At 55.5% G+C, this 25,350-nt stretch carries 22 protein-coding genes; 17 read left to right on the forward strand and 5 right to left on the reverse strand.

Going from position 1 to position 25,350, the window contains the following annotated elements; genetic code table 11:
• Nucleotides 1-5 precede the first annotated feature (5 nt).
• Genes ppiC through ACW14G_RS12070 form a run of 3 tightly spaced genes read right to left on the reverse strand, consistent with a single transcriptional unit; the run spans nucleotide 6 to nucleotide 3,244 of the window.
• On the reverse strand, nucleotides 6-287 hold the full coding sequence (gene ppiC / locus ACW14G_RS12060; RefSeq protein WP_004886861.1) for a peptidylprolyl isomerase PpiC: 282 nt from the start codon (nucleotides 285-287) through the stop codon (nucleotides 6-8).
• 57 nt (nucleotides 288-344) lie between these two features.
• Entirely contained in the window at nucleotides 345-1,838 is a 1,494-nt protein-coding gene (gene arfA, locus ACW14G_RS12065; RefSeq protein ID WP_009652788.1) for an arabinosylfuranosidase ArfA, read from the reverse strand.
• A gap of 11 nt (nucleotides 1,839-1,849) precedes the next feature.
• Nucleotides 1,850-3,244 (reverse strand): glycoside-pentoside-hexuronide (GPH):cation symporter, encoded by a 1,395-nt coding sequence (locus ACW14G_RS12070; protein ID WP_249022507.1) that lies wholly within the window; start codon nucleotides 3,242-3,244, stop codon nucleotides 1,850-1,852.
• A gap of 429 nt (nucleotides 3,245-3,673) precedes the next feature.
• On the opposite strand from ACW14G_RS12070, the gene rep reads away from it, so the two are divergent.
• A complete protein-coding gene (gene rep, locus ACW14G_RS12075; RefSeq protein WP_249022506.1) occupies nucleotides 3,674-5,695 on the forward strand; it encodes a DNA helicase Rep in 2,022 nt (673 codons plus the stop codon).
• Between the two features lie 53 nt (nucleotides 5,696-5,748).
• On the opposite strand, the gene gppA is transcribed toward rep, so the two are convergent.
• Nucleotides 5,749-7,233: a guanosine-5'-triphosphate,3'-diphosphate diphosphatase gene (gppA, locus tag ACW14G_RS12080; protein ID WP_167577173.1), complete on the reverse strand. Its 1,485-nt coding sequence runs from the start codon at nucleotides 7,231-7,233 to the stop codon at nucleotides 5,749-5,751.
• A 7-nt stretch (nucleotides 7,234-7,240) separates the two neighbouring features.
• Nucleotides 7,241-8,506, reverse strand: a complete 1,266-nt coding sequence (gene rhlB, locus ACW14G_RS12085) for an ATP-dependent RNA helicase RhlB (protein ID WP_249022505.1) — start codon at nucleotides 8,504-8,506, stop codon at nucleotides 7,241-7,243.
• Between the two features lie 143 nt (nucleotides 8,507-8,649).
• Here rhlB and trxA point away from each other — a divergent pair, with 143 nt between their 5' ends.
• The 16 genes from trxA (at nucleotide 8,650) to thrP (ending at nucleotide 25,210) form a co-directional block, all read left to right on the forward strand.
• Nucleotides 8,650-8,979: a thioredoxin TrxA gene (gene trxA, locus ACW14G_RS12090; protein WP_004386384.1), complete on the forward strand. Its 330-nt coding sequence runs from the start codon at nucleotides 8,650-8,652 to the stop codon at nucleotides 8,977-8,979.
• 161 nt (nucleotides 8,980-9,140) lie between these two features.
• On the forward strand, nucleotides 9,141-9,224 hold the full coding sequence (locus ACW14G_RS12095) for a rho operon leader peptide (protein ID WP_106929928.1): 84 nt from the start codon (nucleotides 9,141-9,143) through the stop codon (nucleotides 9,222-9,224).
• Between the two features lie 86 nt (nucleotides 9,225-9,310).
• Nucleotides 9,311-10,570 (forward strand): transcription termination factor Rho, encoded by a 1,260-nt coding sequence (gene rho, locus ACW14G_RS12100; protein WP_035895778.1) that lies wholly within the window; start codon nucleotides 9,311-9,313, stop codon nucleotides 10,568-10,570.
• A gap of 241 nt (nucleotides 10,571-10,811) precedes the next feature.
• Entirely contained in the window at nucleotides 10,812-11,915 is a 1,104-nt protein-coding gene (gene wecA, locus ACW14G_RS12105; RefSeq protein WP_163448150.1) for a UDP-N-acetylglucosamine--undecaprenyl-phosphate N-acetylglucosaminephosphotransferase, read from the forward strand.
• Between the two features lie 13 nt (nucleotides 11,916-11,928).
• Nucleotides 11,929-12,975: an ECA polysaccharide chain length modulation protein gene (wzzE, locus tag ACW14G_RS12110; protein WP_163448151.1), complete on the forward strand. Its 1,047-nt coding sequence runs from the start codon at nucleotides 11,929-11,931 to the stop codon at nucleotides 12,973-12,975.
• A gap of 56 nt (nucleotides 12,976-13,031) precedes the next feature.
• On the forward strand, nucleotides 13,032-14,162 hold the full coding sequence (wecB, locus tag ACW14G_RS12115) for a non-hydrolyzing UDP-N-acetylglucosamine 2-epimerase (protein WP_167577171.1): 1,131 nt from the start codon (nucleotides 13,032-13,034) through the stop codon (nucleotides 14,160-14,162).
• On the forward strand, nucleotides 14,159-15,421 hold the full coding sequence (gene wecC / locus ACW14G_RS12120) for a UDP-N-acetyl-D-mannosamine dehydrogenase (RefSeq protein ID WP_249022504.1): 1,263 nt from the start codon (nucleotides 14,159-14,161) through the stop codon (nucleotides 15,419-15,421). Before wecB ends, wecC begins: the two co-directional genes overlap by 4 nt.
• The gene (rffG, locus tag ACW14G_RS12125) at nucleotides 15,418-16,485 is read left to right on the forward strand and encodes a dTDP-glucose 4,6-dehydratase (protein WP_249022503.1); all 1,068 of its coding nucleotides are present in this window, start codon (nucleotides 15,418-15,420) and stop codon (nucleotides 16,483-16,485) included. Before wecC ends, rffG begins: the two co-directional genes overlap by 4 nt.
• Nucleotides 16,486-16,507: 22 nt before the next feature.
• The gene (gene rfbA, locus ACW14G_RS12130) at nucleotides 16,508-17,389 is read left to right on the forward strand and encodes a glucose-1-phosphate thymidylyltransferase RfbA (protein ID WP_249022502.1); all 882 of its coding nucleotides are present in this window, start codon (nucleotides 16,508-16,510) and stop codon (nucleotides 17,387-17,389) included.
• Complete coding sequence (gene rffC, locus ACW14G_RS12135; RefSeq protein WP_249022501.1) at nucleotides 17,367-18,041, forward strand: dTDP-4-amino-4,6-dideoxy-D-galactose acyltransferase; 675 nt, start codon at nucleotides 17,367-17,369, stop codon at nucleotides 18,039-18,041. The genes rfbA and rffC overlap by 23 nt, the downstream gene beginning before the upstream one ends.
• 4 nt (nucleotides 18,042-18,045) lie before the next feature.
• The gene (rffA, locus tag ACW14G_RS12140; RefSeq protein ID WP_163448157.1) at nucleotides 18,046-19,176 is read left to right on the forward strand and encodes a dTDP-4-amino-4,6-dideoxygalactose transaminase; all 1,131 of its coding nucleotides are present in this window, start codon (nucleotides 18,046-18,048) and stop codon (nucleotides 19,174-19,176) included.
• Between the two features lies 1 nt (nucleotide 19,177).
• Nucleotides 19,178-20,428: a lipid III flippase WzxE gene (gene wzxE / locus ACW14G_RS12145; protein WP_167577167.1), complete on the forward strand. Its 1,251-nt coding sequence runs from the start codon at nucleotides 19,178-19,180 to the stop codon at nucleotides 20,426-20,428.
• On the forward strand, nucleotides 20,425-21,504 hold the full coding sequence (locus ACW14G_RS12150; RefSeq protein WP_249022500.1) for a TDP-N-acetylfucosamine:lipid II N-acetylfucosaminyltransferase: 1,080 nt from the start codon (nucleotides 20,425-20,427) through the stop codon (nucleotides 21,502-21,504). Before wzxE ends, ACW14G_RS12150 begins: the two co-directional genes overlap by 4 nt.
• Nucleotides 21,501-22,850 (forward strand): ECA oligosaccharide polymerase, encoded by a 1,350-nt coding sequence (wzyE, locus tag ACW14G_RS12155; RefSeq protein WP_163448160.1) that lies wholly within the window; start codon nucleotides 21,501-21,503, stop codon nucleotides 22,848-22,850. The genes ACW14G_RS12150 and wzyE overlap by 4 nt, the downstream gene beginning before the upstream one ends.
• Before the next feature lies 1 nt (nucleotide 22,851).
• Nucleotides 22,852-23,592 (forward strand): lipopolysaccharide N-acetylmannosaminouronosyltransferase, encoded by a 741-nt coding sequence (gene wecG, locus ACW14G_RS12160; RefSeq protein ID WP_249022499.1) that lies wholly within the window; start codon nucleotides 22,852-22,854, stop codon nucleotides 23,590-23,592.
• Nucleotides 23,593-23,824: 232 nt separating this feature from the next.
• Nucleotides 23,825-25,210 carry a bifunctional threonine/serine APC transporter ThrP gene (gene thrP, locus ACW14G_RS12165; protein ID WP_163448162.1) on the forward strand — a complete coding sequence of 462 codons (1,386 nt, stop codon included), beginning with the start codon at nucleotides 23,825-23,827 and terminating at the stop codon, nucleotides 25,208-25,210.
• Nucleotides 25,211-25,350: the final 140 nt, after the last annotated feature.

The following is a 25,350-nucleotide window of genomic DNA, read 5'->3' on the forward strand; positions in this document are numbered from 1 at the left end:
GCTGTTTATTTCCGGTACAGCACTTTGATGATGTGGTAACCGAACTGGGTATGCAGCGGGCCGGTTGGCTCCAGCACCGGGCAGGAGAAGACCACTTTGTCGAACGCCGGCACCATCTGGCCCTGGCGGAATTCACCTAAGTCGCCGCCGCGTTTGCCCGACGGGCAGATGGAGTGCTTCTTCGCCAGCTTGCCGAAGTCGGCGCCGTTTTTAATCTGCTCCAGAAGATCCAATGCCAGTTTCTCTTCTTTTACAAGGATATGCAGTGCTGCTGCTGTTTTTGCCATGGTTTGCGCCCTGGGTTAAGTGATAAATCAGGGCGCAATATTAGCATGTAAAAGCCGTTACAGGATGTCGAAGGTGATGCGGTTCCACGACAGCGGCGGCAGGGTGAGGTCGGAGGCCGTGAGCGTCTCCGGCGCAACGCGATCCGGACGATCAAAGGTATTTTTCGCGTAGAGATCGTCACAGCGAAGGATCTGATGTTCTGCAAGACGCGTCTGGCCAAACGCCGACAGATCCGGATCCAGCGTGAAGCTGTCGTGAAAATCGCTGTTCAGCGCGAATAAATAGAGTTTACCCGCTGCGGCATTGTGCACCACGGCAGACTGGATGCGCCGTGCGTCACCGTATTTGCTGCTGAAGGTGCCCGCAGGAATGAAGTGGCGCAACGCGCTGCCTTTCGCCACGTTAGCCACCATCGCAAAGGGCCAGAAGATGGTCTGACGAATCACCCCGCCGCCCGCTTCGGTAAAGATGGGGGCAATGACGTTCACTAACTGCGCGAGGCTGGCCATTTTAACCCGATCGCAGTGGTTAATGAGGGAGCAGAGAAGACCGCCAACGACCAGCGCGTCGAGAAAAGAGTAACGGTCTTCCAGCAAAGGCGGCGCAACCTTAAAGCGATTCTCTTTATGCTTCATCGGCGCATCCCAGGGGTCGCCGCGCAGATACCAGACGTTCCATTCATCGAAGGAGATCATAATGTCCTTCTTACCGCGCTTGTACGCTTTCACATAGTTGGCGGTGCTGACGATGGTCTCGATAAAGTTGTCCATATTGACGAAGGAGGCCAGGAAGTCGCTTTCAGTGCCTTCGTTTTCATAATACTGGTGGCAGGAGATGTAATCGACGTAGTCGTAAAGTTCCTCGAGTACAACCCGATCCCAGGTGGGGAAGGTATCCATCATCGAGCTTGAACTCCCGCACGCAATGAGCTCAACCTCCGGGTCGACGCAGCGCAGAATTTTGGCCGTCTCGCGCGCCTTTTTGGCGTAGTCGTCGGCGCTCATTTGCCCGGTTTGCCACGGGCCGTCCATCTCGTTACCGAGGCACCAGAGTTTAAAGTTATAGGGTTCGGCGTCGCCGTGCTGCACGCGCAGATCGCTGAGCGTGGTGCCGCCAGGGTGGTTACAGTATTCAATAAAGTATCCCGCTTCCTGCGGCGTGCCGGTCCCCAGATTGATGGCGATCATCGGCTCGACGTGGGTTTGTTGGCACCAGTGGTTAAACTCGCTGATGCCAAACTGGTTGCTCTCTTTGCTGATCCACGCGTAGTCCAGGCGCACCGGACGCTCTTCTTTGGGGCCAATGCCATCGCGCCAGTTGAAGCCGGAGACATAGTTGCCGCCGGGATAGCGCACGGTGGTGACGTTCATCTCTTTCACCAGGTTAATCACGTCCTGGCGGAACCCTTGCGCATCGGCTTCCGGGTGGCCGGGTTCGTAAATACCGGTATAAACCGCACGGCCCAGATGCTCAACGAAAGAGCCAAACAGCCGGGGGTTAATCTCGGCGATGCGATTATCCGGGGTAATGGCGAAGTGGAGCTTCGACATAACGTTCCTCCTTAAGCGGGGTAGTGGTTAGCTTTTAAATCGGTCTGAATTTCGTTCATCATCCGGGTGTCCAGCTTGTAAAAGAACAGGAACAGCAGTGATGTGATGATGCTGCCCGCTGCGGGAATGACGGTGATCAGCAGCATAATGGCGTTCAGTGTCTCTGGCGTTTGCTGAGGCGCATCCGGAACATAGTGCGTTAAGGACAGAATGGTGGCGGTAATCGTGCCGGCAATCGCCAGACTCACCTTCAGGGCGAACAGGTTGCCGGATGCATAGACGCCGGACATGCGACGCTTGAACTTCCATGCGCCAAAGTCGTCGGCATCACCAATAAAGGACCAGAATATCGGCACCGTAATCGCGCCAATATAGCCGCGCAGGGTGTTGAGGGCGAAAATAGTCTCTATGTTTCGTGGGTCGATAAAGTAAATCAGGATGGAGATGGCTGCGGTAATAAAACCAACGTAAATATATAGTTTCACCTTGCAAATATATTTTGTTAGCGTATTGGTGGTCAGGTTACCTAATATCGCAGCCACGATCCCGATACTGATAAACACCGTCGTCCAGAGGTCGTTAAGGTGCATAAGATATTTGGTGAAATAGATGGTCGCGCCGCCGCAGACAAAAGCGGGAATACAACCGATAAACATCCCGGAGACCACCAGAACCCACTGCTTGTTTTTAAAGGCAAAAAGCAGGCTTTTGAAGATATTTTCCTGCGGCCCCTCTTCCGGCGCGATGCGCTCGCGGGTATTGAAGACACACAGCAGGAACATGCAGAGACCAATAATTGAAAAGAGGGTGTTGGTAATAAAGAACCCTTTTTGCTGATCGCCCGCGCCGAAATAGTGTACGAGCGGCAACAGCGTTAAGGAACACAGCAGCACCGCACAGTTGGCCATGGTAAAACGGTAGGACTGACACGAGATGCGATCGATCGGGTTGGCGGTAATGACGCTACCCAGCGAACAGTAAGGAATATTGACCGTGCTGTACAATACTGACAGCAATAGGTAGGTGACAAAAGCATACACGCCTTTCCAGCCCGCGGTGATATCCGGCGTATAGAACGCGAGGATACAGATCAGGCAGAAGGGAACGCAGCCGTAAAGAATATAAGGGCGAAAACGTCCATAGCGTGAACGCGTGCGATCGGCAATACCGCCAAGCATAGGGTCGACAAACGCATCGACCAGTCTGACGACTAAAAACATGGTGGCGAGGAGCGCTGCATCCAGACCAAATATATCGGTATAAAAATAGGTGAGGAACATGGTGACCGGGCCCCAACTCATATTACAGGCCGCATCGCCAAAACCAAATCCTAGCTTCTCCCTAACGCTCAATCTCTCCGTGCTATTGGCCACGGTGACGTCTGGTAATAAAATTTCCTGTGCCATTCTTTATTTCACCATAAAGTAAGTGGTTAATTATTGCTAACAGTGAGAACAACAGGTAAACCCAAACAGATAACGAGAGTCATGACGGGACAATACTATTGATGGCATTGCTTTCATTTTGTGATGTTTCATTGATATCGCTTTTTACTCTCTTTTTTGTGCAGGGATATAGCTATATTCTCCATATTAATAAAACAGTTGTTTTCATTTGAAATTATTTATACAGAGGATGAATTGTTCTCGAAATATATTATCCAGAATGAGGCTTGCCGATTTTCATCGGGGAAAAAGCATGAGCTTGTGGCATAAACATCAGCCTCCGTTCGTTTCAGCGCTGATTTTCTTCGGCGCCTCTCAGTGGGCGATCCCTCCCGCCAGACTTTCTGCTACAATCCACACCCCCGTGTTTACAGATTGAGCAATCCCCCTATGCGTTTGAACCCCGGACAACAACAAGCCGTCGAATTCGTCACCGGACCCTGCCTGGTGCTGGCGGGTGCTGGCTCCGGCAAGACCCGCGTTATCACCAATAAGATTGCCCACCTGATCCACGCCTGTGGCTATCAGGCGCGTCATATTGCCGCCGTGACCTTTACCAACAAGGCCGCGCGTGAGATGAAAGAGCGTGTGGCGCAAACGTTAGGGCGCAAAGAAGCACGTGGGCTGATGATCTCCACTTTCCACACGCTGGGGCTGGATATCATTAAGCGCGAGTACGCCGCGCTGGGAATGAAGTCGAACTTCTCGTTGTTTGACGATACCGACCAGACTGCGTTGCTCAAGGAGCTGACTGAAGGGCTGATTGAAGACGATAAGGTGGTGTTCCAGCAGCTGATCTCGACGATCTCCAACTGGAAAAACGATCTGATGACGCCGGCGCAGGCGGCGGCCAATGCGAAGGGTGAGCGGGATCGTATTTTTGCCCACTGCTACGGCCTGTACGATGCGCATATGAAAGCCTGTAACGTGCTGGACTTCGACGATCTGATCCTGTTGCCGACGCTGCTCCTTCAGCGAAACGAAGAGGTGCGCGAGCGCTGGCAGAATAAAATCCGCTACCTGCTGGTGGATGAATATCAGGATACCAACACCAGCCAGTACGAGCTGGTGAAGCTGCTGGTGGGGCAACGCGCGCGCTTTACCGTGGTGGGGGATGACGATCAGTCCATCTACTCATGGCGCGGCGCGCGTCCGCAGAATCTGGTGCTGCTGAGCAAAGACTTCCCCGCGCTGCAGGTGATTAAGCTCGAGCAGAACTATCGTTCCTCTGGGCGTATCCTGAAGGCGGCGAACATTCTGATCGCCAACAACCCGCACGTGTTTGAAAAACGGCTGTTTTCCGAGTTGGGTTATGGCCCGGAACTGAAGGTATTGAGCGCCAACCACGAAGAGCACGAGGCTGAGCGTGTTACCGGCGAGTTGATTGCGCACCACTTCGTCAACAAGACGCAGTATAAGGATTATGCAATCCTCTACCGCGGCAACCACCAGTCGCGGGTGTTTGAAAAATTCCTGATGCAGAACCGCATCCCGTACAAAATTTCCGGCGGTACCTCGTTCTTCTCGCGCCCGGAGATTAAAGACCTGCTGGCCTACCTGCGCGTGCTGAGCAACCCGGATGACGACAGCGCGTTCCTGCGTATCGTCAACACGCCGAAACGCGAGATTGGCCCCGCGACGCTGCAAAAACTCGGCGAGTGGGCGATGACTCGCAACAAGAGCCTGTTCACCGCCAGCTTCGATATGGGGCTGAGCCAGACGCTCACCGGCCGTGGCTATGAATCGCTGACGCGCTTTACCCAATGGCTGGGCGAAATTCAGCGCCTGGCGGAACGCGAACCGATCGCCGCTGTGCGCGATCTGATTCACGGTATTGATTACGAATCCTGGCTGTTTGAAACCTCGCTGAGCCCGAAAGCCGCCGAAATGCGCATGAAAAACGTCAATACGTTGTTCAGTTGGATGACGGAAATGCTGGAAGGCAGCGAGCTGGAAGAGCCGATGACCCTGACGCAGGTGGTCACTCGCTTTACGCTGCGTGACATGATGGAGCGCGGCGAAAGCGAGGAAGAACTGGATCAGGTTCAGCTGATGACCCTGCACGCATCAAAAGGTCTGGAGTTCCCGTACGTCTTCCTGGTGGGGATGGAGGAGGGGCTGCTGCCGCACCAGAGCAGCATTGACGAAGATAACGTTGATGAAGAGCGCCGCCTGGCCTACGTCGGCATTACCCGCGCGCAGAAAGAGCTGATTTTTACTCTGTGCAAAGAACGCCGTCAGTACGGTGAATTAGTGCGCCCGGAGCCGAGCCGTTTCCTGCTGGAACTGCCGCAGGATGATGTGATCTGGGAACAGGAGCGGAAGGTGATTACTGCGGAAGAACGCATGCACAAAGGGCAGGCTAACGTCGCCAACATTCGTGAAATGCTGGCGAAAGCGAAAAAATCATAACTGAGTCATGGTAAGCCGGATAAGCGCAGCGTCATCCGGTAACCCGATGAGGTTTAGCGGACTTCCAGCGGCCAGTGAATATAGCTTTGCCACTGGCACTCCTGATCGACCATTTCGCGGCCCAGAGGGTGGTGCGCAAGCCAGCCTTCCGGCAGCGTCAGCGTCAGGTTTTCACCTTCGGCAACTAGCGTAATCGCGGGCAGGAGATCGTCGCGGCGGCGGCTGGCAAACAGAATCGCCAGGCGTAGCAGGCGACAAAGATGCTCGGCTACGCGCGGCGGTACGGCGTTCTGCTGATGCAGCGTAGGCAAATTGACGGTGTTGGTCTGGTTTAACAGCAGGGTGGCGAGCAGCTTTTTCTGTGCGGGGGTAAAACCCGGTAGATCGAGGTTACGCACCAGATAGGCTGCGTGCTGCGGGGCTTGCTTGAAGTCAACGCTGAGGCCAATTTCATGCAGCGCGCAGGCGCTTAGCAGCAGTTCGCGGCTTAATGGCTCCAGTTCCCAGCTGTTAGCAACCTGATCGACAAAGTTATCCGCCAGCTGTGCGACGCGGTTCGCCTGCTCTGTGTCGACCATAAAACGGCGCTGAATATTGCGCAGCGTGCGGCTGCGAATATCTTCATCGACCGCCAGATGCAGCATACCGTAAACCAACCCTTCGCGCAGCGCGCCGCCGGCCAGCGTCATGCACTGGATGTTCAGTTCGGTAAAAATAGCGATCAGGATAGCCAGCCCGCTCGGGAAAACCAGCGCGCGTTCCAGCGTTAACCCTTCAATCTCCAGCTCTTCCAGACGGCCACACTGGATGGCGCGCTGCTTGAGCTGCTGAAGTTTTGCGAGGGTGATGCGTTCATCCATTCCCTGCGCCATCATGATTTCCTGCAACGCCTGAACCGTACCGGATGCACCGACACAGACTTTCCAGCCGTGGTGACGCAGTTCATCCGCGACCGGCTTTAACACTTCACGGGCGGCACGTTCCGCTTCGTCGAAATGTTCCTGCGCCAGATTACGGTCGGTGAAGTAGCGCTCCAGCCAGGTCACGCAGCCCATCGACAGGCTGAACAACGAAGTAGTTTGCGCACCGGTGCCGGTCACCAGTTCAGTACTGGCGCCACCGATATCGACCACTAAACGACGATCGTCGCCGCCAGTGGTGTGCGCGACGCCCTGATAAATCAGACGTGCTTCTTCTTCGCCGCGGATAACCTGCACCGGACAGCCGAGGATCTCCTGGGCTTTGGCGATAAAGACGTCGGCATTCACGGCAAGACGCAGCGTTGCGGTTGCCACGATGCGGATTTGCGTGGGGGGAATATCTTGTAATCGCTCGGCGAAAAGACGCAGGCACTGCCAGCCTCGTTCCATGGCTTCCGTCGACAGGATGTTGTCCTGGCTCAGCCCGGCGGCCAGACGCACTTTACGCTTGATACGGGTGAGCGTCTGGATGCTACCCGCCACCTCGCGCACAATCAGCATATGAAAACTATTGGAACCGAGATCAATGGCTGCGTACAGCGAGGTGGTAGTGAGCATAACTTATTTAACCTGAACGACGACGATTACGTGGCGCGCCCGAACGACGCGGACCGTTACCCTGGCGAACGCGCGTCAGACGCAGCGGCTTCGGCAGGTCGGTTAACAAGGCATCCGGGTTGTACTTACTGACCGGAATCGAGTGACCCGTGTAGGTCTCAATGGCCGGCAAGTTCAGTGCATACTCTTCACAGGCGAGGCTAATTGAGTGGCCGCTTGCGCCTGCGCGACCGGTACGACCGATGCGGTGTACGTAGTCTTCACAGTCGTCTGGCAGGTCATAGTTAAAGACGTGCGTCACAGCAGGAATGTGCAGGCCGCGCGCCGCAACGTCGGTCGCGACAAGAATGTCGAGATCGCCACGGGTGAAATCTTCCAGAATACGCAGACGTTTTTTCTGCGCCACGTCACCGGTCAGCAGGCCGACGCGATGACCATCGGCAGCCAGGTGGCCCCAGATGTCTTCACAGCGGTGCTTGGTGTTGGCGAAGATAATCGCGCGATCGGGCCATTCTTCTTCCAGCAGCGTTTGCAGTAAACGCATTTTTTCTTCATTGGAAGGATAGAAAAGCTCTTCTTTAATGCGATGGCCCGTTTTCTGCTCTGGCTCCACTTCCACATATTCGGCGTTGTTCATTTGCTCGAACGCCAGTTCGCGTACGCGGTAAGAAAGGGTGGCGGAGAACAGCATGTTCAGACGCTGGTTGGCCGGCGGCATGCGGCGGAACAGCCAACGGATATCTTTAATAAAGCCGAGATCGTACATACGATCGGCTTCGTCCAGCACCACGACCTGGATCGCGCCCAGATTAATATGGTTCTGTTTTGCATAATCAATGAGACGGCCGGTGGTGCCGATCAGAATATCGACGCCGCTCTCCAGCACTTTCAGCTGTTTGTCATAGCCGTCACCGCCGTAGGCCAGGCCCAGCTTCAGACCGGTGGCCTGAGCCAGCGGCTCTGCGTCAGCGTGAATCTGTACCGCCAGCTCACGGGTCGGCGCCATAATTAACGCGCGCGGTTGGTTCACCTGGCGGTCAGCAATTGCTGGGTGAGAAAGAAGATAATGAAACGTTGACGTCAGGAACGCCATCGTTTTTCCGGTACCGGTTTGCGCCTGTCCAGCCACATCACGTCCAGCAAGCGTCAGCGGCAAAGCCAGCGCCTGAATGGGCGTGCAATTATAAAACCCTTTATTTTCAAGGGCTTCAACCACTTTAGGGTGCAGGGCGAAGTCGGAAAACTTCTGTTCAGTTAAATGTGTTTTGCTCATAGTGTGGTAGAATATCAGCTTACTATTGCATTAAGAAAGCGTATCCGGTGAAATAACGTCAACCTTTGTTGGCGAAGTCAACATCAACACCTCGTTGGTTAATGCTACACCAACACACCAGGCTTATTCCTGTGGAGTTAAATATGAGCGATAAAATTATTCACCTGACTGACGACAGTTTTGACACGGACGTACTCAAAGCTGACGGGCTGACCCTCGTCGATTTCTGGGCAGAGTGGTGTGGTCCGTGCAAAATGATCGCCCCGATTCTGGATGAAATCGCCGATGAGTATCAGGGTAAACTGACCGTTGCCAAACTGAACATCGATCAGAACCCGGGCACTGCACCGAAGTATGGCATCCGCGGTATCCCTACGCTGCTGCTGTTCAAGAACGGCGAAGTGGCTGCAACCAAAGTTGGCGCGCTGTCTAAAGGCCAGCTCAAAGAGTTCCTCGACGCCAACCTGGCGTAAGCAATTCGACTCGGGCGTCCTGTGTTCTTAAATTGAGCGGAACTCTGGACGCCCGGCTTTAGTCGTGCTAAGTTAAGTTTGACTTCGTTTTAAACATACCTTGTTTGAATCTTGTTTGACCCAAACCTCCCGTCGCATTTAGCCACGTCAGAGGTTGAAAAATTCCAGGCTTGTCACTCTTTCCGTCTTGTCGTTTCAGTTCTGCGTACTTTCCTGTGACCAGGCAGCGAACAGACATGAGTTGATGGCCGTAAACAGGCACGGATGACCCTGCCATACCATTCACAAATTAAGTTCGAGATTTACCCCGAGTTTAAGAACCCACACCATTATGAATCTTACCGAATTAAAGAACACGCCGGTTTCTGAGCTGATCACTCTCGGCGAAAATATGGGTCTGGAAAACCAGGCACGTATGCGCAAGCAGGACATCATTTTCGCCATCCTGAAGCAGCACGCGAAGAGTGGCGAAGATATCTTTGGCGACGGTGTGCTGGAGATACTGCAGGATGGATTTGGTTTCCTCCGCTCCGCAGACAGCTCCTACCTCGCCGGCCCTGATGATATCTACGTTTCCCCCAGCCAAATCCGCCGTTTCAACCTCCGCACTGGTGACACCATCTCTGGTAAGATTCGTCCTCCGAAAGAGGGTGAGCGTTACTTTGCGCTGTTGAAAGTTAACGAAGTTAACTACGACAAGCCGGAAAACTCGCGCAACAAGATCCTGTTCGAGAACTTAACCCCGCTGCACGCAAACTCCCGTCTGCGTATGGAACGTGGTAACGGTTCTACCGAAGACTTAACGGCTCGTGTCCTGGATCTGGCATCGCCGATCGGTCGCGGCCAGCGTGGTCTGATTGTGGCACCGCCGAAAGCCGGTAAAACCATGCTGCTGCAGAACATCGCGCAGAGCATTGCCTACAATCACCCGGACTGCGTGCTGATGGTGCTGCTGATTGACGAACGTCCGGAAGAAGTGACCGAGATGCAGCGTCTGGTGAAAGGTGAAGTGGTTGCTTCTACCTTTGACGAACCGGCATCTCGTCACGTTCAGGTAGCCGAAATGGTTATCGAGAAGGCGAAACGTCTGGTAGAACACAAGAAAGACGTGATCATCCTGCTCGACTCCATCACTCGTCTGGCGCGTGCCTACAACACCGTGGTTCCGGCTTCCGGTAAAGTCCTGACCGGTGGTGTGGACGCCAACGCCCTGCATCGTCCGAAGCGTTTCTTCGGTGCGGCGCGTAACGTGGAAGAGGGCGGCAGCCTGACCATCATCGCCACTGCGCTTATCGATACCGGCTCTAAAATGGATGAAGTTATCTACGAAGAGTTTAAAGGTACCGGCAACATGGAACTGCATCTCTCTCGTAAGATTGCTGAAAAACGCGTCTTCCCGGCTATCGACTACAACCGTTCCGGTACCCGTAAAGAAGAGCTGCTCACCACGCCTGAAGAGCTGCAGAAAATGTGGATCCTGCGCAAAATCATCCATCCGATGGGTGAAATCGACGCGATGGAATTCCTCATTAACAAACTGGCCATGACCAAGACCAACGACGATTTCTTCGACATGATGAAACGTTCGTAAAACACGGTTTTTCGCTGAAAAACGCCACACAATTGTGTGGCGTTTTTGTTTTTAGGAGTTTCGCCGATGGGGTTCCGCTTTTTTTTCGCGGACAATTGCGGTTTACGGCTACAATAATAGCTAGTTTGTAAAATTGGTTATAAATCAGGCGAGTTTCCCCAATATTCATCAGGCTTCCTCTTCTGATGAGTAGTTATCGTGGGTATACTTTCGCTACTAATATTCGCAGCGAGTATAAATTGTGAGTTTACTGGCCGTCGGTACTGACCTGATCAGTATTTTTTTGTTCACCACCGTATTTCTTTTTTTCGCCCGCCGGGTGGCTAAAAAGATCGGGTTGGTGGACAGACCTAATTTTCGTAAACGTCACCAGGGGGTTATCCCGCTTGTGGGCGGCATCTCTGTATACGCCGGTATTTGCCTCACTTTTGCGATCGCCAATTACTACATCCCGCATGCTTCCCTTTATCTGGCCTGTGCTGGCGTACTCGTGCTGGTCGGCGCACTCGACGACCGTTATGACATCAGCGTTAAAATTCGCGCAATCATTCAGGCGCTGATTGGTATTGTGATGATGAGCGTCGGAGGGCTGTACCTGCGCAGCCTCGGCTATATCTTCGGCTCGTGGGAGCTGGTGCTCGGTCCGTTTGGCTTCTTCCTGACCTTGTTTGCCGTCTGGGCCATCATCAATGCTTTCAACATGGTGGACGGTATCGATGGCCTGCTTGGCGGCCTGTCGAGCGTCAGCTTCGGCGCCATTGGTCTGATTCTGTGGTTTGACGGGCAGACCAGCCTCGCCATGTGGTGCTTTGCCATGATTGCCGCCATCCTGCCATACATTATGCTCAACCTGGGCGTGCTGGGGCGTCGCTATAAAGTCTTTATGGGGGATGCCGGCAGTACGCTGATTGGCTTCACCGTTATCTGGATCCTGCTGGAAACCACCCAGGGTACGCATCACCCGATTAGTCCGGTCACCGCGCTGTGGATTGTCGCCATTCCACTTATGGACATGGTGGCGATTATGTATCGCCGTCTGCGTAAGGGCATGAGCCCGTTCTCGGCTGACCGTCAGCATATTCACCATCTGATCATGCGTGCGGGCTTCACCTCTCGTCAGGCGCTGGTGTTGATTACGGTTGCCGCCGCGTTGCTGGCGGGCATTGGTGTGGCTGCCGAATACACTCGCGTTGTGCCTGAATGGGTCATGCTGATTTTGTTCCTGATGGCTTTTGGCCTCTACGGTTACTGCATCAAGCGGGCATGGAAAGTGGCGCGTTTTATTAAACGCATGAAGCGCAGAATGCGTCGGAACAGTGAAAAAAATCCAAAATTAACCAAGTAAAACTGGGGTAGTAATGACACAACCATTACCGGAAGCACAGTTATCAAGTGCGGAGAATGAACTGGATATTCGTGGCCTGTTTCGCGCGTTGTGGTCGGGGAAACACTGGATTATCGGCCTTGCGGTGCTATTTGCCGCTGTGGTGCTGATTTATACCTTTTTTGCCCGACAGGAATGGAGCACCACGGCGATCACCGACCGGCCAACGGTCAACATGCTAGGCGGCTATTACTCGCAGCAGCAATTCCTGCGCAATCTGGATGTGAAGGTTAACCCAACCACCACGACGCCGCCGTCGGTGATGGATGAAGTTTACAAAGAGTTCGTTATGCAACTCGCCTCCTGGGATACCCGTCGTGATTTCTGGTCGCAGACGGACTACTACAAGCAGCGGATGGTGGGCAATTCCCGCGCCGATGCCGCCCAGCTTGATGACCTGATTAACGACATTCAGTTCATTCCTGGCGATGCGCAAAAAAACGTGAGCGACAGCGTCACGCTGAGCGCAGAGACCGCGCAGGACGCCAATAACCTGCTGCGCCAGTACGTGGCGTTTGCCAGCGAACGTGCCGCGGGGCATCTGAATGACGAGCTGAAAGGCGCGTGGGCCGCGCGAACCATTCAGGTGAAAGCGCAGGTGAAGCGTCAGGAAGAGGTGGCTCAGGCGATTTTCAATCGCCGTCTGCACAGCATTGAAGCCGCGCTGAAAATTGCGCAGCAGAACAATATTACCCGTAGCGTCACGGATGTACCGGCCGATGAGCTCCCGGATTCCGAGCTTTCTTTACTGGGACGTCCGATGCTGCAGGCACGACTGGAAAACCTGCAGGCCGTTGGGCCGACCTTCGATCTGGATTACGACCAGGCGCGCGCGATGCTGACGACCCTCAACGTGGGGCCGACGCTGGCAAAGAGTTTTCAGACTTATCGGTATTTGCGCACACCGGAGGAGCCGGTAAAACGCACCAGCCCGCGCCGCGTATTCCTGATGGTGATGTGGGGCATTGTCGGCGCATTGGTGGGTGCGGGGGTGGCACTGGCGCGTCGTCGCACGCAGTAAATACCCATCAATGGTGAAGGGCGATGGGCCTGGTTCATCTATAGAAGAGAATCGATGTGAAAGTTCTGACTGTATTTGGCACACGTCCGGAGGCGATCAAAATGGCGCCTCTGGTTCATGCGCTAGCAAAGGATCCTCATTTTGAGGCAAAAGTATGCGTCACCGCACAGCATAGGGAAATGCTTGATCAGGTGCTAAACCTCTTCTCCATTGTTCCGGACTATGACCTCAACATCATGAGTCCAGGACAGGGTTTAACCGAAATAACCTGCCGCATTCTGCAGGGGTTGAAGCCTGTTCTGGAGTCGTTTAAACCAGACGTTGTGCTGGTGCATGGCGACACGACAACGACTGCCGCGGCAAGCCTGGCGGCATTTTATCAGCGCATTCCCGTTGGTCATGTGGAAGCGGGGCTGCGCACGGGCGATCTCTATTCGCCGTGGCCGGAAGAAGCGAATCGCACGCTCACCGGGCACCTGGCGATGTATCATTTCGCGCCGACCGAAAACTCGCGGCAGAATCTGCTGCGGGAGAATCTGCCGGATAAGCGCATTTTCGTCACCGGCAACACGGTGATTGACGCGCTGTTCTGGGTACGCGATCGGGTACTGAGCGATACCGCGCTGCGTAGCGATATGGCGCAGCGTTATCCGTTCCTCAGCAATGGCAAAAAGACGATTCTGGTCACGGGGCACCGTCGCGAGAGTTTTGGTCAGGGCTTTGAACATATTTGTCATGCGCTGGCCAAAATTGCCGCGGATAACCCGGATGTGCAGATTGTGTATCCGGTGCACCTCAATCCGAATGTCAGCGAACCGGTCAATCGGATTCTGGGGCACATCGATAGCGTCATATTGATTGAACCGCAGGACTACTTGCCGTTTGTCTGGTTGATGAATCATGCATGGCTGATTCTCACCGATTCGGGCGGCATTCAGGAAGAGGCGCCGTCGCTGGGCAAACCCGTACTGGTGATGCGTGAAACCACTGAGCGTCCGGAAGCCATCGATGCCGGCACGGTCCGCCTGGTGGGAACGGATAGCCAACGCATTGTGGATGAAGTTACGCGCCTGCTGCGCGATGACGAAGAATATCAAAGGATGAGCCGGGCCCATAACCCTTACGGGGATGGCCGGGCATGCGAACGTATTTTGGCAGCATTAAAAAATAATCAGGTAACGTTATGAGTTTCTCAACCCTCTCGGTGATCGGTCTGGGCTATATCGGCCTTCCTACAGCGGCGGCATTTGCCTCCCGGCAAAAGCAGGTTGTGGGCGTCGATATCAATCAACACGCGGTGGATACCATCAACCGCGGTGAAATTCATATTGTCGAACCCGATCTCGACAGGGTGGTGAAAACCGCGGTGGCGGATGGCTATCTGCGCGCCACCACCACGCCAGAAGCGGCCGACGCTTACCTGATTGCCGTGCCGACGCCGTTTAAAGGCGATCACGAGCCGGATATGATTTATGTCGAAGCGGCAGCGCGTTCCATTGCGCCGGTGCTGAAGAAAGGGGCGCTGGTGATCCTCGAGTCCACTTCGCCGGTTGGCGCGACCGAGCAAATGGCCGGCTGGTTGGCTGAGATGCGCCCGGATCTGACCTTCCCGCAGCAGGTTGGCGAGCAGGCGGATATTAACATTGCCTACTGCCCGGAACGCGTGTTGCCGGGGCAGGTGATGGTCGAACTGATTAAAAACGACCGCGTCATTGGTGGCATGACGCCGGTGTGCTCCGCGCGCGCCAGCGAGCTGTACAACATTTTCCTCGAAGGCGAATGCGTGGTGACCAACGCCCGCACCGCCGAGATGTGTAAGCTGACGGAAAACAGCTTCCGCGACGTTAACATCGCGTTTGCTAACGAACTGTCGCTGATCTGCGCCGACCAGGGGATTAACGTCTGGGAATTGATTCGCCTGGCGAATCGTCATCCTCGCGTCAACATTCTCCAGCCGGGTCCTGGGGTGGGCGGGCACTGTATTGCCGTCGACCCGTGGTTCATCGTGGCACAAAATCCGCAGCAGGCACGTCTGATCCGTACCGCGCGTGAAGTGAACGACCATAAACCGTTCTGGGTGATCGACAAGGTGAAGGCGAATGTCGCCGACTGCCTGGCCGCCAGCGACAAACGCGCCAGCGAATTGAAAATTGCCTGCTTTGGCCTGGCATTTAAACCGAACATCGATGACCTGCGCGAAAGTCCGGCGATGGAAATTGCTGAACTGGTCGCCCAGTGGCACAGTGGCGAAACGCTGGTGGTGGAGCCGAATATTCATCAACTGCCGAAAAAACTCGACGGCTTGTGCTCGCTGGTGTCGGTAGAGACGGCGTTAGCCGATGCCGATGTGTTGGTGATGCTGGTCGACCATGCTCAGTTTAAAGCCATCAGCGGCGACGTGATTGCCCAGCAGTTTATTGTCGATACCAAAGGGGTCTGGCGTTGAAACGTATTCTGGTGACTGGCGGCGCGGGCTTTATTGGCTCCGCCGTCGTACGTCACATCATTAACCACACCGCGGACAGCGTGGTGGTCGTTGATAAGCTGACCTACGCCGGTAACCTGGCGTCTTTAGCGCCGGTTGCGGATGATGATCGCTTTGCTTTCGAGCAGGTGGATATCTGCGATCGCCCGGCGCTGGACCGCGTGTTTGCCCAGTATCGCCCGGACGTGGTGATGCATCTGGCCGCGGAAAGCCACGTTGACCGTTCTATCGATGGACCGGCGGCATTTATCGAAACCAACATTGTCGGTACCTACACGCTGCTGGAAGCCGCTCGCGCCTGGTGGTCCACGCTGGATGATGCGGGTAAAGCGGCGTTCCGCTTCCACCATATTTCTACCGATGAAGTGTACGGCGATCTGCATTCGACGGACGATTTCTTTACCGAAACCACGCCGTATGCGCCAAGCAGCCCGTATTCCGCGTCGAAAGCCAGCAGCGACCATCTGGTACGCGCCTGGCTGCGTACCTATGGCCTGCCGACGCTTATCACTAACTGTTCAAACAACTACGGTCCGTACCACTTCCCGGAAAAACTGATCCCGCTGACTATTCTCAACGCCCTGGCGGGTAAACCGCTGCCGGTGTACGGCAACGGTCAGCAGATTCGCGACTGGCTGTTTGTCGATGACCACGCCCGCGCGCTCTATCTCGTCGCCACCACCGGCGGCATTGGCGAAACCTACAATATTGGCGGTCATAACGAGCGTAAAAATATCGAGGTCGTCGAGACGATTTGCGCGCTGCTTGAAGAACTGGTGCCGCAAAAGCCGCAGGGTATTGCGCGTTATCATGACCTGATTACTTTTGTCACCGATCGTCCGGGCCATGATTTACGCTACGCGATTGATGCCGCGAAAATTGCCCGCGAGCTGGGCTGGACGCCGGAAGAGACGTTTGAAAGCGGTATGCGTAAAACGGTGCAGTGGTACCTCGCTAACGAAAGCTGGTGGAAGCAGGTACAGGACGGCAGCTATCAGGGTGAACGCCTGGGTCTGAAAGGCTAAAACGCCCGGAGGAGGAAAAGCAATGAAAGGCATTATTCTGGCTGGCGGCTCGGGTACGCGCCTGCATCCGATTACCCGCGGCGTGTCGAAGCAGCTGTTGCCGATTTACGATAAGCCAATGATCTACTACCCGCTGTCGGTGCTGATGCTGGCAGGGATCCGTGACATTTTGATTATCACTACCCCGGAAGACAAAGGTTACTTCCAGCGACTGTTGGGCGACGGTAGTGAGTTCGGTATTTCACTACAGTACGCTGAACAGCCAAGCCCGGACGGGCTGGCGCAGGCGTTTATCATTGGCGAAACCTTCCTCAACGGCGAGCCGTCGTGTCTGGTTCTGGGTGACAATATCTTCTTTGGCCAGGGCTTCAGCCCGAAACTGCGTCACGTGGCAGCGCGTAGTGAAGGGGCGACAGTCTTTGGTTATCAGGTGATGGATCCGGAACGTTTTGGCGTGGTGGAATTTGATGACCAGTTCCAGGCGCTGTCGCTGGAAGAAAAACCGAAACAACCTAAATCGAACTGGGCGGTCACCGGGCTGTATTTCTACGACAGCAATGTTGTGGAATACGCGAAGCGGGTGAAGCCCTCCGAACGCGGCGAGCTGGAAATCACGTCTATCAACCAGATGTATCTGGATGATGGCAAGCTGACCGTCGAGCTGCTGGGGCGCGGTTTTGCCTGGTTGGATACCGGCACCCACGACAGCCTGATTGAAGCGAGCATGTTTGTGCAGACGGTCGAAAAACGTCAGGGCTTTAAAATTGCCTGTCTTGAAGAGATCGCCTGGCGCAACGGCTGGCTTGACGATGACGGTGTGAAGCGCGCCGCCGCCGGGCTGGCGAAAACCGGCTACGGTCAATATCTGCTGGAGCTGCTTCGTGCCCGTCCGCGCCAATATTGAGCCCCTGACGTGGGAAAATCAGTTTTTCGGCGTGAATAGCGCGATCGTCCGTTTTGCCGACGATGCGCCGCTGCTGACCGCCGAACGGCTGGCGGGCTGGTCGCGGGTGCAGGCGAAGATCGCCGCACACCAGGTCGCGCAACTGGATGCGCTGCAGGCGCTGGGCTTTCAGCTCGTGGAGGGTGAGGTCGATCTGGCGCTGCCCGTGACACCGGTAGCCTGCCCGCAGGCGCAGGTGGCCTGCGAGTCCGATATCCCGGAATTACGGGCACTGGCGGCGCAGGCGTTTGCCTTAAGCCGCTTTCGTGCTCCGTGGTACGCTCCCGATGCCAGCGGCCGCTTCTATGCTCAGTGGATAGAAAACGCGGTCAAAGGCACGTTTGATAATCAGTGCCTGGTTTTTCGCGACAACAACGGCGCGATCCGCGCATTTGTTTCTCTACGAGAATTGAGTGCCTCCGATGCGCGTATTGGCCTGCTGGCCGGACGCGGCGCGGGCTCAGAATTGATGCAGGCTGCGGTACGCTGGGCGTATACTCGCGGCCTATCGACGCTACGAGTGGCGACGCAAGCCGGCAACACCGCAGCACTTCAACGCTATATTCACAGCGGCGCTAATGTCGTCAGCACCGCGTACTGGCTATACAGGTGATATCATGATCCCATTTAACGCCCCACCAGTCGTGGGTACCGAACTTGATTACATGCAATCCGCGATGGGTAGCGGCAAGCTGTGCGGCGACGGCGGCTTTACCCGCCGCTGCCAGCAGTGGATGGAGCAACGCTTTGGTAGCGCCAAAGTGCTGTTAACGCCGTCCTGTACCGCATCGCTGGAGATGGCGGCCATCCTGCTGGATATCCAGCCGGGCGATGAAGTGATCATGCCGAGCTATACCTTTGTCTCCACCGCCAACGCCTTCGTGCTGCGCGGCGCCAAAATTGTGTTTGTCGACGTGCATAAAGAGACCATGAACATCGATGAGACGCGGATTGAAGCGGCAATCACCGACAAAACCCGTGCCATCGTGCCAGTGCACTACGCGGGCGTGGCCTGCGAGATGGACACCATCATGGCGCTGGCGAAGAAGTACAACCTGTTCGTGGTAGAAGACGCCGCGCAGGGCGTGATGTCGACCTACAAAGGCCGCGCGCTGGGCTCCATCGGCCATATCGGTTGCTTCAGCTTCCACGAAACCAAAAACTACACCGCAGGTGGTGAAGGCGGCGCAACGCTGATTAACGATCGTGCGCTGGTCGAGCGGGCGGAAATCATCCGCGAAAAAGGCACCAACCGTAGCCAGTTCTTCCGTGGGCTGGTGGATAAGTACACCTGGCGCGATATTGGTTCGAGCTACCTGATGTCCGATCTGCAGGCCGCCTATCTGTGGGCGCAGCTCGAAGCCGCCGACCGTATCAACAAGCAACGTCTCGCGCTATGGCAGAGCTACTATGATGCGCTGCTGCCGCTGGCTGACAGCGGACGTATTGACCTGCCGGTGATTCCGCAAGACTGCGACCATAATGCGCATATGTTTTACATCAAGCTGCGCGACGTTGAAGACCGCAGCGCGCTGATTAACTGGCTGAAAGAGGCCGAGATTCTGGCGGTGTTCCACTATATTCCGCTGCACTCCTGCCCGGCGGGCGAGAAGTTTGGCGAGTTCCACGGCGAAGATCGCTTTACCACCAAAGAAAGTGAGCGCCTACTTCGTTTACCGCTGTTCTACAATCTGTCGCCGGTCAATCAGCGCACGGTGATCAATACGCTGCTGAGCTACTTCGCCTGATATGTCGCTGGCAAAAGCTTCGGTGTGGACCGCCGCGTCCACGCTGGTAAAAATTGGCGTTGGCCTGCTGGTGGTGAAGCTGCTGGCGGTGTCGTTTGGCCCCTCGGGCGTCGGCCAGGCGGGTAACTTCCGCCAACTGGTGACCGTGCTCGGCGTACTCGCCGGGGCAGGTATTTTCAACGGGGTGACGAAATTTGTTGCCCAGCATCATGACGACCCGGCACGCTTGCGGCAGGTCGTCGGCACCTCCTCGGCGATGGTGTTGGGTTTTTCGACGCTACTGGCGGCGATTTTCCTGCTGGCGGCGGCACCGATAAGTCAGGGCCTGTTTGGCCATAGCCACTATCAGGGGCTGGTACGGCTGGTCGCGCTGGTACAGATGGGCATCGCCTGGGCGAACCTGCTGCTGGCGCTGATGAAAGGGTTCCGCGATGCGGCGGGTAATGCGCTGTCGTTGATCGCCGGGAGCCTGATTGGCGTTGTGGCCTATTACGCCTGCTATCGGCTAGGCGGTTACGAGGGGGCGCTACTGGGGCTGGCGCTGGTGCCAGCGCTGATTGTCATTCCCGCGGCGGTGATGTTAACCCGGCGCGGCCAGATTCCTTGGGGTTATCTCAAACCGCAGTGGGACAATGCGCTGGCCGGCCAGCTGGGTAAATTTACCCTGATGGCGCTGATTACCTCGGTCACGATGCCGGTGGCCTACGTGATGATGCGAAACCTGATGGCGGCGCACTACAGCTGGGATGAAGTCGGGATCTGGCAGGGCGTCAGCAGTATCTCCGACGCTTATCTACAGTTTATTACCGCTTCGTTTAGCGTCTATTTGCTACCAACGTTATCGCGCCTGGTCGCGAAGCAGGATATTTCCCGCGAAATTGGCCGCTCGCTGAAGTTTGTATTACCCGCCGTGGCGGCGGCGAGTCTGACCGTCTGGTTGCTGCGCGATTTTGCTATCTGGCTGCTGTTCTCCTCGAAGTTTGTCGCCATGCGCGACCTGTTCGCGTGGCAGCTGGTGGGCGATGTATTGAAAGTAGGCGCTTACGTTTTTGGTTATTTAGTCATCGCCAAGGCTTCGCTGCGCTTTTATATTCTGGCGGAACTGAGTCAGTTCACGCTGCTCACGGCGTTCTCGCACTGGCTGATTCCGGCGCACGGTGCGCTGGGGGCGGCGCAGGCCTATATGGCGACCTATATTGTTTATTTCGCGCTGTGTAGCGGCGTATTTTTAATTTGGCGTAAACGGCAATGACCGAACTGATACATATCCTGGGATCGGATATCCCTCATCATAACCAGACGGTGCTGCGGTTTTTTGCCGAGGAGCTGGCCGAAGAGCCTGCACACGCCCGTCAGTTTATGGTGGTCAGCAAAGACGACGGCCTGGAGGCCGCGTTCCCTTCGCTGATGATTGAACGCTACGTCGATAAATCGGCGCTGGCGAAAGCCGTGGTGGCGAAGGCGAAGGCCAATCGCCAGCAGCGATTCTTCTTCCACGGCCAGTTTAATACCGGCATCTGGTTGGCGTTACTGAGCGGCGGCCTGAAGCCGTCGCAGGTGAGCTGGCATATCTGGGGGGCCGATCTGTATGAAGTCTCGTGTGGCCTGAAGTTCCGCCTGTTCTATCCGCTGCGCCGGATGGCACAAGGCCGCGTAGGGCGCGTGTTCGCCACCTGCGGCGATCTGAGCTATTTCGGCAATATGCACCCGCAGGTGCCCGGTGAGGTGCTCTATTTCCCGACGCGGATGGATCCGGCGCTGAATTCGCTGGCGGATTCCACGCCGCGAGAAGGCAAGTTGACCATTCTGGTGGGCAACTCTGGCGATCGTAGTAACGAACACATTGCCGCGCTGAAGGCGGTGCACCAGCAGTTTGGCGACACGGTGAACGTGATCGTACCGATGGGCTACCCGGCCAACAACGAGGCTTATATTGCTGAAGTAGACCACGCCGCGCAGGCGTTGTTCAGCAAAGAAAATGTGCAGATTCTGCGCGAAAAGCTGGAATTTGACGCCTATCTTGCCCTGTTGCGCCGCTGCGACCTGGGCTATTTTATTTTTGCGCGCCAGCAGGGTATTGGCACGCTGTGCTTGCTCATTCAGGCGGGGATCCCCTGCGTGTTGAACCGTCAGAATCCGTTCTGGCTGGATATGGCCGAGCAAAACATTCCGGTGTTGTTTACTGATGACGCGCTCACCGATCCGGTGGTGCGAGAAGCCCAGCGTCAGCTGGCGCTGGTGGACAAAAACGCCATCGCCTTTTTCAAACCTAACTATCTGGCGCCATGGCATCGGGCGTTGCAACTGGCGGCGGGGGAAGCGGTATGAGCGAAATGCAGTTTACCGGGCTGTTCGTTGTCTGGCTGCTGTCGACGCTGTTTATCGGCACCCTGACGTGGTTCGAGTTTCGCCGCGTGCGTTTTAACTTCAACGTCTTCTTTTCGTTGTTGTTCCTGCTGACTTTTTTCTTCGGCTTCCCGCTGACCTGTACCCTGGTGTTTCGCTTCGGCGTCGGCGTTTCTCCGCCTGATGTATTGCTGCAAACGCTACTGATTTCGGTCTGTTTCTACGCGGTGTACTACGTCACTTACAAAACCCGGCTGCGCCCTGCCAATGCGACGGTCACGCGCCGCCCGCTGTTTACCATGAACCGGGTTGAGACGCATATTACCTGGGTATTGCTGATGGGGCTTGCGCTGTTGACGGTCGGCACGTTCTTCCTGCACAACGGTTTTCTGCTCTTTAAGCTGCACTCCTATAGCCAGATTTTTTCCAATGAGGTCTCCGGGGTCGCGCTTAAGCGCTTCTTTTACTTCTTTATTCCGGCGATGCTGGTTGTCTATTTTCTCAAGCCGAGCTTTAAAGCGTGGATTGGCTTCCTGATTGCTACCGTGGCCTTCGGCCTGCTGACCTATGCCATCGTCGGAGGCACGCGAGCAAACATTATCATCGCTTTCGCTATCTTCCTGTTTATCGGTATTATTCGCGGCTGGATTTCGCTGTGGATGCTGGTGGCGGCGGGCGTGCTGGGCATTGTTGGCATGTTCTGGCTGGCGTTGAAACGCTACGGTATGAACGTCAGTGGTGACGAAGCGTTTTATACCTTCCTTTACCTCACGCGCGACACCTTTTCGCCGTGGGAGAACCTGGCGCTGCTGCTGCAAAACTACGATAAGATCGACTTCCAGGGCCTGGCGCCAATGGTGCGCGACTTTTACGTCTTTATCCCCAGTTGGCTGTGGCCATCGCGCCCAAGCATTGTGCTGAATACCGCCAACTACTTTACCTGGGAAGTGCTTAACAACCACTCCGGACTGGCTATCTCACCGACGCTGATTGGCTCGCTGGTGGTGATGGGCGGCATGTGGTTTGTGCCGCTGGGCGCGGTCGCGGTAGGGCTGATTATTAAGTGGTTCGACTGGCTGTATAGTCTGGGCAACCAGGAGCCGAATCGCTATAAGGCGGCCATCCTGCACAGTTTCTGTTTTGGCGCAATTTTCAACATGATCGTGCTGGCGCGTGAGGGGTTGGATTCGTTCGGTTCTCGCGTCGTCTTCTTTATGGTCATCTTTGGTTTCTGTTTGCTGGTGGCGAAATTGCTGTACTGGTTGTTTGAGAGCGCGGGGCTGATTCATCAGCGGTTAAAACGCCCTGCGCAGGTTGGAGAAGGATAAAATGGCTGACTTACGGACCGCGCCGACTTATACCCTACGCGGGATCAACCTCATCGGCTGGCGCAATATGCAGCACGCGCTGGACTATCTGTATGCGGGTGGCAATCTGAAGCAAGGGACTCTGGTGGCGATCAACGCCGAGAAGATGCTGACGCTGGAAGATAACGCCGAAGTGCGGGCGTTGATTAACGACGCCGAATTTAAATATGCCGACGGTATCTCGGTAGTGCGATCCGTACGTAAGAAATACCCAACTGCTGATGTGTCTCGTGTGGCGGGGGCCGATCTGTGGGAGGCGCTGATGGCGCGCGCGGGCGCGGAAGGGACACCGGTGTTTCTGGTCGGCGGTAAGCCGGAGGTGATGGCCGAAACGGCGCAAAAACTGCGTCAGCAGTGGAACGTCAATCTGGTGGGTACCCAGGATGGTTATTTCACCGCCGAGCAGCGTCCCGCGTTGTTTGAACGTATCCGCGACAGCGGGGCGAAAATCGTGACCGTAGCGATGGGCTCGCCTAAGCAGGAAATCCTGATGCGCGACTGCCGTCAGGTTTACCCTGACGCCCTCTACATGGGGGTGGGCGGCACTTACGACGTCTTTACCGGCCACGTCAAACGCGCGCCTAAGGTGTGGCAAACGCTGGGGCTGGAGTGGCTTTATCGCCTGTTTTCCCAGCCGAGCCGCATCACGCGCCAGCTGCGCCTGCTGCGCTATTTACGCTGGCATTACACCAATAACCTCTGAATATTCCGCGCATTATTCGTAATGAATCACGCATTTCCTGCGTGATTCATTCACAATCTCGATACGTTATCCCTCATTTATATTTGCCATTTGTGTGAAATTGTTAAACCATTCGCATGCCCTGACGATGTATCCGTATTTCTACGGATATGTCCACATCCGAAAGACATCTTTTTTTCTATAAAAATAAAACCGGCATTGACCGGGTATATATGCAAACACAAGAGGATCTATGGCAGAGAATAAACCGGAGCTCCAGCGCGGCCTGGAAGCCCGTCATATTGAGTTGATTGCCCTTGGCGGCACCATTGGCGTCGGACTGTTCATGGGCGCGGCAAGCACCCTGAAGTGGGCCGGCCCGTCGGTGCTGCTGGCCTACATTCTGGCCGGGGTTTTTGTTTTCTTCATTATGCGTTCGATGGGCGAAATGCTGTTTATCGAACCGGTCACCGGCTCGTTCGCCGTTTACGCGCACCGTTATATGAGCCCGTTCTTCGGCTACCTCACCGCCTGGTCATACTGGTTTATGTGGATGGCGGTCGGGATTTCGGAGATTACGGCGATAGGGGTGTACGTGCAGTTCTGGTTCCCGGAGATGGCGCAGTGGATCCCGGCGCTGATTGCCGTGGGGCTGGTGGCGCTGGCGAACCTGGCGGCGGTGCGCTTGTACGGGGAAATTGAGTTCTGGTTCGCAATGATTAAGGTCACCACCATTATCGTGATGATCGTCATTGGTCTTGGCGTGATTTTCTTTGGCTTTGGCAACGGCGGCACCTCCATCGGTTTTAGCAACCTCACTGAACACGGCGGCTTCTTCGCGGGCGGCTGGAAGGGCTTCCTGACGGCATTGTGCATCGTTGTGGCTTCCTATCAGGGCGTAGAGCTTATCGGCATGACGGCCGGTGAAGCCAGGAACCCGCAGGTGACTCTGCGCAGCGCGGTAGGCAAAGTGCTGTGGCGCATCCTGATTTTCTACGTGGGCGCGATTTTCGTTATCGTCACCATCTTCCCGTGGAATGAAATTGGCACCAACGGCAGCCCGTTTGTACTGACCTTCGCCAAAATCGGTATCACCGCGGCGGCGGGCATTATCAACTTCGTGGTACTGACAGCGGCGCTGTCTGGCTGTAACAGCGGAATGTACAGCTGCGGGCGCATGCTTTACGCGCTGGCGAAAAACCGTCAGCTGCCTGCGGCGATGGGGAAAGTGAGCAAAAGCGGCGTACCGGCGGTTGGGGTGAGCGTGTCGATTGTTATTCTGCTGATTGGCTCCTGCCTGAACTACATCATTCCAAACCCGCAGCGTGTGTTCGTCTACGTCTACAGCGCCAGCGTGCTGCCAGGGATGGTGCCGTGGTTTGTTATTCTGATTAGCCAGCTGCGTTTCCGTCGCGCACATAAAGCGGCGATTGCCAGCCATCCGTTCCGCTCAATTATGTTCCCGTGGGCCAACTATTTGACCATGGCGTTCCTGATTTGTGTGCTGATCGGTATGGGCTTCAATGACGATACCCGTATGTCGCTGTTTGTGGGCGCGCTGTTTTTGGCCATCGTGACCGTGGTTTATAAGGTTTTTGGCATGGGCAAGGGCGTTGAAGTGCAAAAAGTGCAGAAATAAGCAGCAAAACGCACAAACCATGAGCAAACGATAATTTTCTTTAAAAAGGCACTAGACAGCGGGGTAGGAAGTCCGTATTATCCGACCCCGCAACGGCGCTAAGCGCCCGTAGCTCAGCTGGATAGAGCGCTGCCCTCCGG

Source organism: Kluyvera sp. (genome assembly GCF_965301105.1).

Excerpts from the sequence above, each read along its gene's own strand:
- ppiC (WP_004886861.1), bottom strand. The coding sequence starts at position 287 with ATGGCAAAAACAGCAGCAGCACTGCATATCCTTGTAAAAGAAGAGAAA.
- arfA (WP_009652788.1), bottom strand. The coding sequence starts at position 1,838 with ATGTCGAAGCTCCACTTCGCCATTACCCCGGATAATCGCATCGCCGAG.
- ACW14G_RS12070 (WP_249022507.1), bottom strand. The coding sequence starts at position 3,244 with ATGGCACAGGAAATTTTATTACCAGACGTCACCGTGGCCAATAGCACG.
- rep (WP_249022506.1), top strand. The coding sequence starts at position 3,674 with ATGCGTTTGAACCCCGGACAACAACAAGCCGTCGAATTCGTCACCGGA.
- gppA (WP_167577173.1), bottom strand. The coding sequence starts at position 7,233 with ATGCTCACTACCACCTCGCTGTACGCAGCCATTGATCTCGGTTCCAAT.
- rhlB (WP_249022505.1), bottom strand. The coding sequence starts at position 8,506 with ATGAGCAAAACACATTTAACTGAACAGAAGTTTTCCGACTTCGCCCTG.
- trxA (WP_004386384.1), top strand. The coding sequence starts at position 8,650 with ATGAGCGATAAAATTATTCACCTGACTGACGACAGTTTTGACACGGAC.
- rho (WP_035895778.1), top strand. The coding sequence starts at position 9,311 with ATGAATCTTACCGAATTAAAGAACACGCCGGTTTCTGAGCTGATCACT.
- wzzE (WP_163448151.1), top strand. The coding sequence starts at position 11,929 with ATGACACAACCATTACCGGAAGCACAGTTATCAAGTGCGGAGAATGAA.
- wecC (WP_249022504.1), top strand. The coding sequence starts at position 14,159 with ATGAGTTTCTCAACCCTCTCGGTGATCGGTCTGGGCTATATCGGCCTT.
- rfbA (WP_249022502.1), top strand. The coding sequence starts at position 16,508 with ATGAAAGGCATTATTCTGGCTGGCGGCTCGGGTACGCGCCTGCATCCG.
- rffA (WP_163448157.1), top strand. The coding sequence starts at position 18,046 with ATGATCCCATTTAACGCCCCACCAGTCGTGGGTACCGAACTTGATTAC.
- wzxE (WP_167577167.1), top strand. The coding sequence starts at position 19,178 with ATGTCGCTGGCAAAAGCTTCGGTGTGGACCGCCGCGTCCACGCTGGTA.
- ACW14G_RS12150 (WP_249022500.1), top strand. The coding sequence starts at position 20,425 with ATGACCGAACTGATACATATCCTGGGATCGGATATCCCTCATCATAAC.
- wzyE (WP_163448160.1), top strand. The coding sequence starts at position 21,501 with ATGAGCGAAATGCAGTTTACCGGGCTGTTCGTTGTCTGGCTGCTGTCG.
- wecG (WP_249022499.1), top strand. The coding sequence starts at position 22,852 with ATGGCTGACTTACGGACCGCGCCGACTTATACCCTACGCGGGATCAAC.
- thrP (WP_163448162.1), top strand. The coding sequence starts at position 23,825 with ATGGCAGAGAATAAACCGGAGCTCCAGCGCGGCCTGGAAGCCCGTCAT.